Origin of the sequence: Streptomyces sp. NPDC059247, assembly GCF_042754005.1 — a bacterium.
Taxonomy (GTDB): domain Bacteria; phylum Actinomycetota; class Actinomycetes; order Streptomycetales; family Streptomycetaceae; genus Streptomyces.
In genome coordinates, this window is the sequence record NZ_JBHYZW010000004.1 from 40,535 (window position 1) to 54,593 (window position 14,059).

Annotated in this window: 12 protein-coding genes; 2 read left to right on the plus strand and 10 right to left on the minus strand. The window is 72.9% G+C overall.

All coding sequences use genetic code 11. The features are described from left to right. Positions 1-64: 64 nt before the first annotated feature. The 9 genes from gatB to ACFXGN_RS10205 all read right to left on the minus strand — a co-directional run bounded on the left by gatB (position 65) and on the right by ACFXGN_RS10205 (position 10,676). Entirely contained in the window at positions 65-1,576 is a 1,512-nt protein-coding gene (gatB, locus tag ACFXGN_RS10165; RefSeq protein WP_384856021.1) for an Asp-tRNA(Asn)/Glu-tRNA(Gln) amidotransferase subunit GatB, read from the minus strand. 26 nt (positions 1,577-1,602) lie between these two features. Then, positions 1,603-1,848, minus strand: coding sequence for a hypothetical protein (locus tag ACFXGN_RS10170; RefSeq protein ID WP_351788572.1), 246 nt, complete (start codon positions 1,846-1,848; stop codon positions 1,603-1,605). Next, entirely contained in the window at positions 1,845-3,341 is a 1,497-nt protein-coding gene (gatA, locus tag ACFXGN_RS10175; RefSeq protein WP_384856024.1) for an Asp-tRNA(Asn)/Glu-tRNA(Gln) amidotransferase subunit GatA, read from the minus strand. The genes ACFXGN_RS10170 and gatA overlap by 4 nt, the downstream gene beginning before the upstream one ends. Before the next feature lie 5 nt (positions 3,342-3,346). After that, positions 3,347-3,643 (minus strand): Asp-tRNA(Asn)/Glu-tRNA(Gln) amidotransferase subunit GatC, encoded by a 297-nt coding sequence (gene gatC / locus ACFXGN_RS10180; RefSeq protein WP_366442174.1) that lies wholly within the window; start codon positions 3,641-3,643, stop codon positions 3,347-3,349. A 93-nt stretch (positions 3,644-3,736) separates the two neighbouring features. After that, positions 3,737-5,860 carry a putative bifunctional diguanylate cyclase/phosphodiesterase gene (locus ACFXGN_RS10185; RefSeq protein ID WP_384856027.1) on the minus strand — a complete coding sequence of 708 codons (2,124 nt, stop codon included), beginning with the start codon at positions 5,858-5,860 and terminating at the stop codon, positions 3,737-3,739. Between the two features lie 357 nt (positions 5,861-6,217). After that, the gene (gene ligA, locus ACFXGN_RS10190) at positions 6,218-8,398 is read right to left on the minus strand and encodes an NAD-dependent DNA ligase LigA (protein ID WP_384856030.1); all 2,181 of its coding nucleotides are present in this window, start codon (positions 8,396-8,398) and stop codon (positions 6,218-6,220) included. A 31-nt stretch (positions 8,399-8,429) separates the two neighbouring features. Then, positions 8,430-9,428 carry a methionine synthase gene (locus tag ACFXGN_RS10195; RefSeq protein WP_384856032.1) on the minus strand — a complete coding sequence of 333 codons (999 nt, stop codon included), beginning with the start codon at positions 9,426-9,428 and terminating at the stop codon, positions 8,430-8,432. Beyond that, positions 9,425-10,129 (minus strand): SDR family oxidoreductase, encoded by a 705-nt coding sequence (locus ACFXGN_RS10200; RefSeq protein WP_384856034.1) that lies wholly within the window; start codon positions 10,127-10,129, stop codon positions 9,425-9,427. The genes ACFXGN_RS10195 and ACFXGN_RS10200 overlap by 4 nt, the downstream gene beginning before the upstream one ends. Positions 10,130-10,136: 7 nt before the next feature. Continuing rightward, positions 10,137-10,676 carry a TIGR00730 family Rossman fold protein gene (locus tag ACFXGN_RS10205; protein ID WP_384856037.1) on the minus strand — a complete coding sequence of 180 codons (540 nt, stop codon included), beginning with the start codon at positions 10,674-10,676 and terminating at the stop codon, positions 10,137-10,139. A 97-nt stretch (positions 10,677-10,773) separates the two neighbouring features. Here ACFXGN_RS10205 and ACFXGN_RS10210 point away from each other — a divergent pair, with 97 nt between their 5' ends. Then, positions 10,774-11,592 carry an alpha/beta fold hydrolase gene (locus ACFXGN_RS10210; protein ID WP_384856040.1) on the plus strand — a complete coding sequence of 273 codons (819 nt, stop codon included), beginning with the start codon at positions 10,774-10,776 and terminating at the stop codon, positions 11,590-11,592. A 521-nt stretch (positions 11,593-12,113) separates the two neighbouring features. Here ACFXGN_RS10210 and mnmA read toward each other — a convergent pair. Further along, positions 12,114-13,238 (minus strand): tRNA 2-thiouridine(34) synthase MnmA, encoded by a 1,125-nt coding sequence (gene mnmA, locus ACFXGN_RS10215; RefSeq protein WP_384856041.1) that lies wholly within the window; start codon positions 13,236-13,238, stop codon positions 12,114-12,116. A 61-nt stretch (positions 13,239-13,299) separates the two neighbouring features. Between mnmA and ACFXGN_RS10220 the strand changes: the two genes are divergently transcribed. After that, complete coding sequence (locus ACFXGN_RS10220; protein ID WP_384856821.1) at positions 13,300-13,995, plus strand: N-acetylmuramoyl-L-alanine amidase; 696 nt, start codon at positions 13,300-13,302, stop codon at positions 13,993-13,995. Positions 13,996-14,059: the final 64 nt, after the last annotated feature.

The following is a 14,059-nucleotide window of genomic DNA, read 5'->3' on the forward strand; positions in this document are numbered from 1 at the left end:
GGAGGGCGGCCCCGCACCGGAGATCCGGTGCGGGGCCGCCCCCTTGAGCCGTACGAGAACGGGATCAGCCCTCGCTGACGCCCAGCTTCTCCAGGATCAGGTCCTTGACCTTCGCCGCGTCCGCCTGGCCACGGGTGGCCTTCATGACGGCGCCGACCAGCGCGCCGACCGCCGCGACCTTGCCGCCGCGGATCTTGTCCGCGATGGCCGCGTTGCCCGCGATGGCCTCCTCGACGGCCGCGCCGAGCGCGCCGTCGTCGGAGACGACCTTCAGACCGCGCTTCTCGACGACCTCGTCGGGGGTGCCCTCGCCCGCGAGGACGCCCTCGATGACCTGACGGGCCAGCTTGTCGTTCAGCTCGCCGGAGGCGACCAGGGCGGAGACCCGGGCCACGTCCGCGGGCGTGATCGCCAGCTCCTCCAGGGAAACGCCCTGCTCGTTGGAGGAGCGGGCCAGCTCGCCCATCCACCACTTGCGGGCCGACGCGGCGTCCGCGCCCGCCTCGACGGTGGCGACGATCGCCTCGACCGCGCCCGCGTTGAGGATGGACTGCATGTCCAGCTCGGACACGCCCCACTCCTCGCGCAGCCGGTTGCGGCGCACCCGGGGCAGCTCGGGCAGGCCCTGCCGCAGCTCCTCGACCCACGCGCGGGCGGGGGCCACCGGCACCAGGTCCGGCTCGGGGAAGTAGCGGTAGTCCTCGGCGTTGTCCTTGATGCGGCCGGAGGTGGTGGAGCCGTCGTCCTCGTGGAAGTGACGGGTCTCCTGCACGATCGTGCCGCCGGAGGACAGCACGGCCGCGTGCCGCTGGATCTCGAAACGGGCCGCGCGCTCCACCGAACGGAGCGAGTTGACGTTCTTCGTCTCCGAGCGGGTGCCGAACTTCTCGGTGCCGTGCGGGCGCAGCGACAGGTTCACGTCGCAGCGCATCTGGCCCTTGTCCATCCGCGCGTCGGACACGCCGAGGGCGCGGATCAGCTCGCGCAGCTCGGCGACGTACGCCTTGGCGACCTCGGGGGCCCGCTCGCCCGCGCCCTCGATGGGCTTGGTGACGATCTCGATGAGCGGGATGCCCGCGCGGTTGTAGTCCAGCAGGGAGTGGGACGCGCCGTGGATACGGCCGGTGGCGCCGCCGACGTGCAGCGACTTGCCGGTGTCCTCCTCCATGTGGGCGCGCTCGATCTCCACGCGGAAGACCTCGCCGTCCTCCAGCTGGACGTCCAGGTAGCCGTTGAAGGCGATCGGCTCGTCGTACTGGGAGGTCTGGAAGTTCTTCGGCATGTCCGGATAGAAGTAGTTCTTCCGGGCGAAGCGGCACCACTCGGCGATCTCGCAGTGCAGCGCGAGACCGATCTTGATCGCGGACTCGACGCCGATCGCGTTGACGACGGGCAGCGAGCCGGGCATACCGAGGCAGGTCGGGCAGGTCTGCGAGTTCGGCTCGGCGCCCAGCTCGGTGGAGCAGCCGCAGAACATCTTGGTCCTGGTGCCCAGCTCGACATGGACCTCCAGGCCCATGACGGGGTCGTACTCGGCGAGCGCCGCTTCGTACGACAGCAGTTCAGTGACAGTCACGAGAATTCCCTCTGGTGCCTTCGGCCTCAGCCGAACAGGACGTCGTCGTCACCGAGGCGCTTCAGCTCGCGGACGAGGAGAGCGACGCCGGTGGCGATGGCGGCGGCGGAGACGACGGCGTCGATCAGCTTGAGCGTGTCGTGCTCGCTGCGGGCCTTGCGGGCCTGCTTGAACACGCCGAGCGCGCCGAAAGCGGTGGTGCCGATGGACAGGTACGTGCCGGTCTTGGACTTCTTGAAGCCCTTGGCCTTCTGCAGTGCACTGGTACTCACAGCGACGGAGCCTCCTCAAGCAGCGGGTGCCCCCACTTTTCCACGAAGGCGGCCTCGACGGCGGCGCCGACCTTGTACAGCCGGTCGTCCTTCATGGCGGGAGCGATGATCTGCAGGCCGACCGGCAGACCGTCCTCGGGCGCCAGGCCGCAGGGCAGCGACATGGCGGCGTTGCCGGCCAGGTTGGTCGGGATGGTGCACAGGTCCGCGAGGTACATCGCCATCGGGTCGTCGGCGCGCTCGCCGATCGGGAAGGCGGTGGTGGGGGTCGTCGGGGAGACGATCACGTCCACCTCCTCGAAGGCCCTCTCGAACTCGCGGGTGATGAGGGTGCGGACCTTCTGGGCCGAGCCGTAGTACGCGTCGTAGTAGCCGGAGCTGAGCGCGTACGTGCCGAGGATGATCCGGCGCTTGACCTCGTCGCCGAAACCGGCCTCGCGGGTGAGGGCGGTGACGTCCTCGGCGGACCGCGTGCCGTCGTCGCCGACCCGCAGGCCGTAGCGCATGGCGTCGAAGCGGGCCAGGTTGGAGGAGCACTCGGACGGCGCGATCAGGTAGTACGCCGAGAGGGCCAGGTCGAAGGTCGGGCAGTCCAGCTCGACGATCTCGGCGCCGAGCGACTTCAGCAGCTCGACGGACTCGTCGAAGCGCTGCACGACACCGGTCTGGTAGCCCTCGCCGCGGAACTGCTTGACGACGCCGACGCGCATCCCCGCCACCGAGCCGTTGCGGGCGGCCTCGACGACCGGCGGGACCGGGCCGTCGATGGAGGTCGAGTCGAGCGGGTCGTGTCCGGCGATGGCCTCGTGCAGGAGGGCCGCGTCCAGGACCGTACGGGCGCAGGGGCCGCCCTGGTCGAGGGAGGAGGAGAAGGCCACCATGCCGTAGCGGGAGACGCCGCCGTAGGTCGGCTTGACGCCGACGGTGCCGGTGACGGCGGCGGGCTGGCGGATCGAGCCGCCGGTGTCCGTGCCGATGGCGAGGGGCGCCTCGTACGCGGCGAGGGCGGCGGAGGAGCCGCCGCCGGAGCCGCCGGGGATCCGGGTCAGGTCCCAGGGGTTGCCGGTCGGGCCGTACGCGCTGTTCTCCGTGGAGGAGCCCATGGCGAACTCGTCCATGTTGGTCTTGCCGAGGATGACGACGTCGGCGGCCTTCAGCTTCTTCACCAGGGTCGCGTCGTACGGCGGGATCCAGCCCTCCAGCATCTTCGAACCCACGGTCGTCGGCATCCCGGCGGTGGTGAAGATGTCCTTGAGCGCCAGCGGCACACCGGCGAGCGGGCCGAGCTTCTCGCCCCGGGCGCGCTTCTCGTCGACGGCACGGGCCTGGGCGAGGGCGCCCTCGCGGTCGACGTGCAGGAAGGCGTGGACCTTCTCGTCGACGGCCTCGATGCGGGCGAGATGGGCCTCGGTGACCTCGACAGCGGTCAGCTCGCCGGAGGCGATCCGTCCGGCGATCTCGGCCGCGGTGAGCTTGATGATGTTGTCCGTCATGGCTGTTAGTCCTCCCCCAGGATCTGCGGCACCTTGAAACGCCCCTGCTCCTGGGCCGGGGCGCCGGAGAGCGCCTGCTCGGGGGTGAGCGACGGACGGACCTCGTCCGCGCGCATGACGTTGGTCAGCGGCAGCGGGTGGGAGGTCGGCGGTACGTCTTGGTCGGCGACCTCGGAGACGCGGGCGACCGCGCCGATGATGTCGTCGAGCTGGCCGGCGAAGTGATCGAGTTCTTCGCCCTTCAGCTCCAGACGCGCCAGCCGTGCGAGGTGGGCGACCTCCTCGCGCGTGATGCCAGACATGCGGATCCTCACGGGGTGAGCTTGATGGTGTGGGCCCATCCTAGGGGGCCGGGGCCGTTCCCCGTGCCGTAGCCCTCCCCGTCCCTGACCCGGTCACCCCCGGGGCACGACCTGGCCCGAGGGGTGGTCCAGGTCGATCTGGGCCGCGATGTCGGCGGGGCGGCGCCAGCCGTGCTCGCCCCGGGCGAGGAGCCAGGCGGTGGCCTCGGCGGGCGGCATCGCGGCGGCGACCAGCCAGCCCTGGACGGCGTCGCAGCCCAGGTCGCGCAGCCGCTCCCAGGTCTCGTCGTCCTCGACGCCCTCGGCGACCACGACGAGGCCGAGGGAGTGGGCCAGGTCGACGGTGCAGCGGACGATCTCGGCGTCCTCGGTGTCGATCGCGAGGCGGGCGACGAAGGAGCGGTCGATCTTCAGCTCGCTGACCGGGAGACGGCGCAGGTGGACGAGGGAGGAGTAGCCGGTGCCGAAGTCGTCGAGGGACATCTTGACGCCGTGGCCGGTGAGCCCGTTGAGCGTGTCGGCGGCCCGCTGGGGGTCCTCCAGGAGCACGTGTTCCGTTATCTCCAGCTGGAGCGCCCCGGCCGGTACGCCGTGCCGGGCGAGCCGGGCGGCGACGGCGCCCGCGAAGCCGGGGGTGTGCACGTCGCGCGGCGAGACGTTGACCGCGACCGGGACGTCAAGGCCCTGGGCGCGCCAGCGGGCGACCTGGGCGAGGGCGGTCTCCAGGACGTACTCGGTGAGGTGGGGCATCAGGCCGGAGGTCTCGGCGATGGCGATGAACTCGTCCGGCGGGACCTTGCCGCGCTCGGGGTGGACCCAGCGGACGAGGGCTTCGAGGCCCGCGACCTGGCCGTCGAAGCGGACCTTGGGCTGGTAGTGGAGTTCGACCTCGCTCGCGTCGAGGGCGCGGCGGAGGTCGCCGAGGAGGCCGAGCCGGTCGGGGGTGTTGGAGTCGCGCTTGGACTCGTAGACCTCGACTCCGGTGCGGTCCCGCTTGGCCTGGTACATGGCGACGTCGGCGCGGCGCAGGAGTCCTTCGGCGTCGAGGGCGTGCTCGGGGAAGACGGCGACGCCCGCGCTGGCCTCCAGGACGAGGGTGAGTCCGTCGAGGTCGAGCGGGGAGGAGAGTTCGGCGACGAGGTGGCGGGCGACGCGCTGGGCGCTGGTGGTGGAGTCGGCGGTGGGGAGCAGGACGGCGAACTCGTCGCCGCCGAGCCGGGCCGCCTCGGCGCCGGGGGGCAGGGCGTGGCGGATGCGGTCGGCTATCTGGAGGAGCAGCCGGTCGCCCGCGAGGTGGCCGAGGGTGTCGTTGACCGAGCGGAAGCGGTCGAGGTCGATGAGGACGAGGGCGGCGCGGACGCCTTCGCCCTCGGCCTCCTCCAGGGCGGTCCAGGCGCGTTCCAGGAGCCACTGGCGGTTGGGGAGGCCGGTGAGGGGGTCGCGGAGCTGTTCCTCGGCGCGGGCGCGGGCGATCCAGAGGGTGGAGTCGAGGGCGATGAGGGGGACGGCGAAGAGGGGCAGCAGGACGGGCCGGGTGGCGGCGACGACGCAGATGAGGGGGGCGATGCCGAGGAGGGCGACGGCGACGAGGCCCTGCCGGAGGAGGGCGGTGCGGGCGACGGTGGGCAGGCCCCGGCCCTGGGGGGCGAGCGTGTACCACAGGAGGAGGCGGGTGACCACGAGGTAGGCGGCGGCGGCGAGGACGACGGCCGGGAGGTCCGCGATGGTCCAGTCGAGGGGGTGCCAGGGCTTCTCGACGGTGGGTACGTCGCCGAAGAGGCCGAGGACCAGGGCGGCGGCGGCGACGCCGAGGATGTCGGCGGAGCCGTGCAGGAGGCCCTGGCGCCAGCGGTGGCGGCGGGCGGCTCCGACGAGGGCGACGACGGTCAGCGAGACGAGTCCGGCGGGCACCCAGCCGTAGAGCAGGAGGACGGCGAGGGTGAGGGCGGCGGAGGAGCCGGTGCCGCCCCACCAGCGGTCGCGGCCGAGGGCGACGAGGTGGCCGACGATGAGTCCGGTGAGGACGGCGAGGGACCAGCCGGGGGTGTCGCCGGGGAAGAGTCCGTGGCCGGTGCTCAGGGCTCGCTGGAGCCCGACGGCGAGCAGGACGGCGGCGGCCCCGACGACGGCCACGGGGAGCCGGGAGGTGAGGCCCGGGGGTGCGGTGTGTCCGTGCTGCTGCCGTGGCACCCTGGCGGCGCTGTCGGTCGGTTCCATTCCCGTCCCTCTCACAGGCGGCGGTGCCGTCGGTGTGCGATGGGCCGCGGTGAGGCGGCCGTTCGTCGTCCGGCGGTCCGTGGGGAGGGCCGCCGCGGGGCGGTGGCCGTTCCCGGTGGTACGGGGCCGGTGTCCTGGCACCGCGGACGGCGGAACCCTCGCCCGGCCGTGCGGACCGGACGCACGGTCACCACACTAGGCCGCCGAGGGCTTCGGCGGGCAGCGCTCTTCCTGTCTTGCCCGAATGCGGCCGGGCCACCCGTAACGATCTGGTATGCGCCGGACGGGTGGCCCCGTTGGGCCGTGCGGGGCCCCGCGCGGGGCGTCCGCGCGGGGTCTCCGGGAGGGGGCGGGGTGCTACTCGGGGATGGGCTGGGCGGCCTCCCGAGCGGCCTCGGGTCCCTGTTCGAGCAGGATCGTGAAGCCGTCCTCGTTCAGAACCGGAACCTTCAGCTGCATCGCCTTGTCGTACTTCGAACCAGGGTTTTCACCGACGACCACAAAGGCGGTCTTCTTCGAAACGGAACCGGTCACCTTCGCTCCGAGGCTCTGGAGCGACTCTTTTGCGCCATCCCTGGTGAACTTCTCCAGGGTGCCGGTCACCACGACCGTGAGTCCCTCCAGCGGGCGGGGGCCCACGTCCTCCCCCGCGCCCTCGTCCTCCAGGGCGACCCCGGCGGCGCGCCACTTCCGCACGATCTCGCGGTGCCACTCCTCGGAGAACCACTGCTTCACGGCCGCCGCGATGATCCCGCCGACGCCGTCGACGGCGGCCAGCTCCTCCTCGCTCGCCTGCTCGATCCGCTCCAGGGAGCGGAACTCCCGGGCCAGCGCCTCGGCCGCGACCGGGCCCACGTGCCGGATGGAGAGCCCGTTGATGAAGCGGGCCAGCGGGCGCGACTTGGCCGCCGCGATGTTCTCCAGCATCGCCAGGGCGTTCTTCTTCGGCTCGCCCTTCTGGTTGGCGAAGACCGTGACGATCTTCTCCTCGCCGGTCTTCGGGTCCCGCTTGGGCAGTCCGCTGTCCGGGTCCAGGACGTACGCCTTGATCGGCAGGAGCCGCTCGATGGTCAGGTCGAACAGGTCGCCCTCGTCGACGAGCGGCGGCTCGGCCGGTTCGAGCGGGCGGGTCAGCGCCGCCGCCGCCACCGCGCCGAAGTTCTCGATGTCCAGGCACTGCCGACCGGCCAGGAAGAACAGCCGCTCCCGCAGCTGCGCCGGGCAGGTCCGGGCGTTGGGGCAGCGGAGGTCGATGTCACCTTCCTTCATCGGCTTCAGCGGCGTCCCGCACTCCGGGCACTCGGCGGGCATCACGAACTCCCGCTCGCTGCCGTCCCGCAGGTCGGCGACCGGCCCGAGGATCTCCGGGATGACGTCACCGGCCTTGCGCAGCACGACCGTGTCGCCGATCAGGACGCCCTTGGCCTTCACCACCTCCTGGTTGTGGAGGGTGGCGAACTCGACCTCGGAGCCCGCCACGGTCACCGGCTCCACCTGCGCGTACGGGGTGACGCGCCCGGTCCTGCCGACGCCGACCTTGATGTCGATCAGCTTGGTGTTGACCTCCTCCGGCGCGTACTTCCAGGCGATGGCCCAGCGCGGGGCGCGGGCGGTGGAGCCGAGCCTGCCCTGGAGGGGGATCTCGTCGAGCTTCACGACGACGCCGTCGATCTCGTGCTCCACGGAGTGCCGGTTCTCCCCGAAGTACGCGATGAACTCCCGGACCTCGTCGAGCGAGCCGACCACCCTGTTGTGCCGGGCGGTGGGCAGACCCCACTCGCGCAGCAGCTCGTAGGCGTGGGAGAGGCAGTCGATGGCGAAGCCCTCGCGGGCGCCGATGCCGTGCACCACCATGTGCAGCGGGCGGGTGGCGGTGACCTTGGGGTCCTTCTGCCGGAGCGAACCCGCCGCCGCGTTGCGCGGGTTGGCGAAGGGCTTGTCGCCCGCTTCGACCAGGCGCGCGTTGAGCCCCTGGAAGTCCTCCATCGGGAAGTAGACCTCGCCGCGGATCTCCACGAGGTCCGGGACGCGGTCCCCGCTCAGCCGCTCCGGGATGTCGGCGATGGTCCGGACGTTGGGCGTGATGTCCTCGCCGGTGCGGCCGTCGCCCCGGGTCGCGGCGCGGGTCAGCCGCCCGTGCTCGTACGTGAGGTTGACCGCGAGGCCGTCCACCTTCAGCTCGCACAGGTAGTGGAAGTCGGGCGTGCCGACGTCCCTGGCGACCCGCTCGGCCCAGGTGGCCAGTTCCTCGTCGTCGAAGGCGTTGTCCAGGGAGAGCATCCGCTCCCGGTGCTCGACCGCGGTGAACTCGGTCTCGTACTGCCCGGCGACCTTCTGGGTCGGCGAGTCGGGCGTGCGCAGCTCCGGGTACTCCTCCTCCAGGGCCTCCAGGGCGCGCAGCAGCCGGTCGAACTCGGCGTCGCTGACGACCGGCTGGTCCTTCACGTAGTACCGGAAGCGGTGCTCCTCGACCCGCCCGGCCAGGTCGGCGTGCTTCTCCCGTGCCTCGGCGGGCAGGGCCCCCTGTTCGACTGTCACCTTCGCCGTCCTCCCGTGCCTCGAAACCCGGTCACTCTGGGTTGTCCGCGAGCGATCTCGCCGCCCGGACGCAATGGGCGAGCGCCGCACGGGCGTACGCGGGCGAAGCACCCGCGAGACCGCACGTGGGCGTGACCACCACGGAACCCGCGAGGGTCCCCGGAGACAGCCCGAGCCTGCGCCACAGCGTCCTGACACCCATGACGCTACCCCCCGGGTCTGACAATGGACCGTCGGTGGACGGCACCACACCGGCGAAGAGCGTGGTGCCCGCTTCCACGGCCTCCCCGATCGTCTCCTCGTCACGCTCGGTGAGCAGCCCGAAGTCGAACGAGACTCCGGCGGCCCCCGCCCTGCGGAGCAGCGCGAACGGCACGTCGGGGGCGCAGGAGTGGACGACGACCGGTCCGTCGTTCACCGCGACCAGTTGGCGCAGGGCGCTCTCCACGACCTGCCGGTCCACGGCCCGGTGGGTGCGGTAGCCGCTGGCCGTACGGACCTGTCCGCGCAGGACGGCGGTGAGGGAGGGCTCGTCGAGCTGGAGCACGGGCCGGGCCCCGGGAATCCTCCGGCGGAGCTCCGCGAGGTGCTCGCGGAGGCCCTCGGTGAGCGAGCCGAGGAGGTCGCGGCAGGCGCCCGGGTCCCTGAGGACGGCTTCGCCGCCGCGCAGTTCCAGGGCGGCGGCGAGCGTCCACGGGCCGACCACCTGGACCTTGAGCGGGCCCTCGTAGCCCTGGGTGAACTCCTCCAGGGCGTCGAGGTCCTCGCCCAGCCAGGAGCGGGCGCGCCGGGTGTCGCGTCCGGGGCGGTCGCTGATCCGCCAGCCGCTCGGCTCCACGTGCGCGTACAGGTCGACGAGCATCCCGGTCGTCCGGCCGATCATGTCGGCGCCGGGTCCACGGGCGGGGAGTTCGGGGAGGAACGGGAAGTCCTCGAAGCTGCCGGTGACGGTCTTCGCCGCTTCGCGGGCGTCTCCGCCGGGCAGCGAGCCGACGCCGGTCGCCGGGCCCCAGGGGCTGGTGCCGGTCACGACCGCCGTCCCGGGCGGACGGTGACGTCGTTGATCTCCGCGTCGCGCGGGAGGTCGATCGCGGTGAGGATCGCCGTCGCCACCGACTCGGGGTCGATCCACCGGGCGGGGTCGTACTCCTTGCCCTCCTGGGCGTGCACCTTGGCCTGCATGGGGCTCGCGGTGCGGCCCGGGTAGACCGAGGTGACCCGGACGCCGTGGGGGTGCTCCTCGTGGCGCAGCGAGTCGGCGAGGGCCTTGAGGCCGTGCTTGGAGGCGGCGTACGCGCCCCATTCGGCGTGCGCGGCGAGCCCGGCGCCGGAGTTCACGAAGACCACGTGGCCCTGGGAGAGGCGCAGTTGGGGCAGGAAGTGGCGGGTCAGCTCGGCGGGGGCGATCAGGTTGACGTTCAGCTGGTGGTGCCAGGTCCTGGGAGTGAGGTCGCCGACCGCGCCGAGGTCGACGACGCCCGCGATGTGCAGCAGCCCGTCCACCCGGTCGGGCAGGCTCTGGTGCGAGAACGCCCAGGCCAGCCGGTCCGGGTCGGCGAGGTCCCCGACGAGCGTGCGCGCGCCGGGGAACAGCGCGGCCAGTTCCTTGGCGCGGCCCGCGTCACGGGCGTGCAGGACGAGCTCGTCCCCGCGCGCGTGGAGACGGCGTGCGACGGCCGCGCCGATGCCGGAACCCGCTCCGGTGATCACATGTGTAGCCATGGTCACCATGCTCGCATCAGCGGGCGGCGGTCTCCGCCTCCAGGAGGGCGAGAGCCGAGGGGCCGTCCTCGGCGAAGAGGACCAGGTCAGTGAGCGGGACCGGGAGGAAGCCCTCCTCCTCCATGCGGCGGAACTGGGCCCTGAGACCGTCGTAGAAGCCGTCGGTGTTGAGCAGCACGACGGGCTTGTGGTGCTTGCCGTGCTTCTTCAGCTCCAGGATCTCGGTGGCCTCGTCGAGGGTGCCGGTGCCACCGACCATGATCACGACCGCGTCGGACTTGGCGAGGAGGAGGGCCTTGCGCTCGGCCAGGTCCCGGGCGACGACCATCTCGTCGGCGCCCGGACGGGCCTTGTCCGCCAGGAAGTCGACGGAGACGCCGACGAGCCGCCCTCCGGCCTCCTCGACACCGTCCGCGACGACCTTCATCAGACCGGTGTCGGAGCCGCCCCAGACCAGGGTGTGGCCGGACGCGCCGAGGAGCCGGGCGAAGTCGCGGGCGGGGGCCGTGTACCGCTCGTCGAGGTCGGCGGCGGAGAGGAAGACGCAGATGTTCATGGCTTCACCGTATGCCCTGACCAGCGGGTTCCAAGATTTTTTGGAAATTCCCCCGGAAGAACGATGAGTTCCGGTGAGCGGCCGGGTCTCACCTGCCATGGATGAGGTGAGCATCACGTCGAACAGGTTCAGGGGCCGGGTCGTCTCGCGGGACGGCACGGAGATCGCGTACGAGCGGCACGGGGGCGGGCCGCCTCTCGTCCTGGTGAGCGGGGCCCTGGGCACGGCGGCGGCGGAACGGCCGCTCGCCACGCTCCTGGCCCGGCGGTTCTCGGTCGTGACGTACGACCGGAGGGGGCGCGGCGGCAGCGGGGACAACGGGGCCGGGGGCCACGGTGGGCGCGCGGGGGCGTACACGGCGGTGGAGCGGGAGATCGAGGACCTGGCGGCGGTGCTCGCGGAGGTGGGGCCGGGGGCGGCCCTGCACGGGCTGGGGACGGGCGGCGCGCTCGCCCTCTCGGCGGTGGCCGTCGGGATGCCCTCCGGGCCGGTGTCGGTGTTCGAGCCGCCGTTCTGCGCGGCGGCGGCCGAACGGCTCGCCGGGGCCGTGGCGCTGGCCTCCCTGGGCCGACGGGACGCGGCCGTCGCGCTGCTCCTCGCGGAGTCGTCGTTGCCCGCGGTGGCCTGGCCGGGGCTCGTCGGGCTCGCGCCGACCCTCGCGTACGACCTCGCGGTGCTCGGTGACGGAACCGTCCCGGAGCGGCTGTTCGCGGGGGTCCACGCGCGTGTGCTGGTGATCGACGGGGGTGCGAGCCCGGCCGGGACCCGGCGCGCGGCGCGCGCGCTGACGGCGGCGCTCCCCCGGGCCCGGCACCGTACGCTCACGGGCCAGACCCACGAGGTGGCACCACACGTCCTGGCCCCGGTCCTGGCGGACTTCCACACCGAGACCCGGGAGCCGGTGGGGCTGCTGTGACCGTTCCTTCCGCCTCGGGGCGGAAGGACGGATACGGGGCGGGGGGCGGGTGCGGGGGTGCGGGTGCGGGTGCGGGTGCGGGCACGGTGGACCGGGCGGTCACGGCGGGGCCGCCGCCCGACGCCGGTCAGGGCCGGGGCTGTCGCCGTCCGACACGGGTCGCAGCCGGGACGGCCGCCGTCCGACGCCGGTCGGGGCCGGGGCCGTCGCCGTCCGACACGGGGCACGACCGAGGCGGTCGCCACCCGACACGGGTCGCAGCCGGGACGGCCGCCGTCCGACGCCGGTCACAGCCGGGGCCGTTGCCGTCCGATGCTGGTCAGGGTCGGAACCGCCGCCACCGCCCGACACCGGTCACGACCGGCGCCGTCGCCGTCCGCTCGCGGGTGGTCGGTCGGAGTCGGTGTCACGGTCCTCGCCGTCCCCGTACGGGGATGGGTGGGTGCCGTCCTTCGGAGCGTCGGGGGCGGTCCGGGGGCGCGTCCGGGCGGGCGTCCTGCCGGGGGGGCCGTCGGTCCGGGTTACGCCGGGGCGGGTGCCGGGCGGCGGGTCGTCGTCGCGATCGTCGCCGAGCCGACGACCCGCGTCCCGTCGTACAGGACGATCGCCTGACCGGGGGCGACGCCCCGGACCGGCTCGTCGAAGGCCACGCGCAGCTCGCCGTCCTCCATCGCCGCGCTCACCGGCGTCTCGCCGCCGTGGGCGCGCAGCTGGGCGGTGTAGCGGCCCGGGGCGTCCGGGGCGGTGCCGCACCAGCGGGGCTTGATCGCGGTGAGCGCGACGACGTCGAGCGCCTCGGCGGGGCCCACCGTCACCCTGTTGTCCACGGGCGAGATGTCGAGGACGTAGCGCGGCTTGCCGTCGGCGGCCGGGTGGCCGATCCGCAGGCCCTTGCGCTGTCCGATGGTGAAGCCGTACGCGCCGTCGTGGGAGCCGATCGTCGTGCCCGCCTCGTCGACGATGTCCCCCTCGGCCTTCCCGAGGCGGGCCGCCAGGAAGCCCTGGGTGTCCCCGTCGGCGATGAAGCAGATGTCGTGGCTGTCGGGCTTCTTCGCGACCGCGAGCCCGCGCCGCTCGGCCTCCGCCCGGATCTCGTCCTTGGTGGTGAGGGTGTCGCCCAGCGGGAACATCGCGTGCGCGAGCTGCTTCTCGTCCAGCACCCCGAGGACGTACGACTGGTCCTTGGCCTCGTCGGAGGCGCGGTGCAGCTCACGGGTGCCGTCCCCGGTCTCGACGACCGTGGCGTAGTGGCCGGTGCAGACCGCGTCGAAACCGAGGGCGAGCGCCTTGTCGAGGAGCGCCGCGAACTTGATCTTCTCGTTGCAGCGCAGGCACGGATTGGGCGTGCGCCCGGCCTCGTACTCCGCGACGAAGTCGTCGACGACGTCCTCGCGGAACCGCTCGGCGAGGTCCCACACGTAGAACGGGATGCCGATGACGTCGGCCGCCCGGCGCGCGTCGCGCGAGTCCTCGATGGTGCAGCAGCCGCGCGCTCCCGTACGGAAGGACTGCGGGTTCGCGGAGAGGGCGAGGTGCACACCGGTCACGTCGTGACCGGCTTCGGCGGCGCGGGCGGCGGCGACGGCGGAGTCCACTCCGCCCGACATGGCGGCGAGGACGCGGAGGGGGCGCGGATTCTGAGTCATAGCACCACCAGGGTACGGGGCCCCGGGAACCGGAATCGCGGTGGTGAGCGTTCTCGGTGGCATGGACAGCAAGGGGAACGAGAGTTCGGCCGGTTCGGGCCGTCGGGTGGGGCGGCGCGCTCTGCTGTTCGGCGGCGCCGCCGCCGTGGTGACCACGGCCGTACTGGCCTCGGACGAGCTGGCGCGCACCTGGTGGCGGCTGCCGGGGATGCAGCGCAAGCGGGTCGACGGCGAGATAGACCACAAGGGCGCCGAGTGGACCTCGGCCGCGCGGGCGAACTGGCGGCGGGCCGACCGGCCGGACGACTACACGATCGACCGGGTCGTGATCCACGTCGTGCAGGGCAGCTACGCGACCGCGCTCCAGGTCTTCAAGAACCCGGGGCACGGGGCCGCCGCGCACTACGTCGTCCGCAAGGACGGGCACGTGGCGCAGATGATCCGGGAGCTCGACGTCGCCTTCCACGCGGGGAACCGGGCCATGAACGAGCGGAGCATCGGCATCGAGCACGAGGGCTTCGTCGACCGGCCGGAGGACTTCACGGCGGCGATGTACGCGGGGTCGGCGGCGCTGACGGCGGACATCTGCGCGCGGTACGGGATACCCGTGGACCGGGAGCACGTCATCGGGCACGTGGAGGTCCAGGGCACCGACCACACCGACCCCGGTCCGCACTGGGACTGGGACCGCTATCTGAAGCTGGTGCGGGAGGCCCGCCGCAAGCTGGAGCGGGAGGCGTCGCGGAAGCCCGCGTGAGGCCGGGGAGCCGCGCCTTCGGCGAGGGGAGTTCCTGGTGGGGCCACGGCTCAGGGGGGACCAC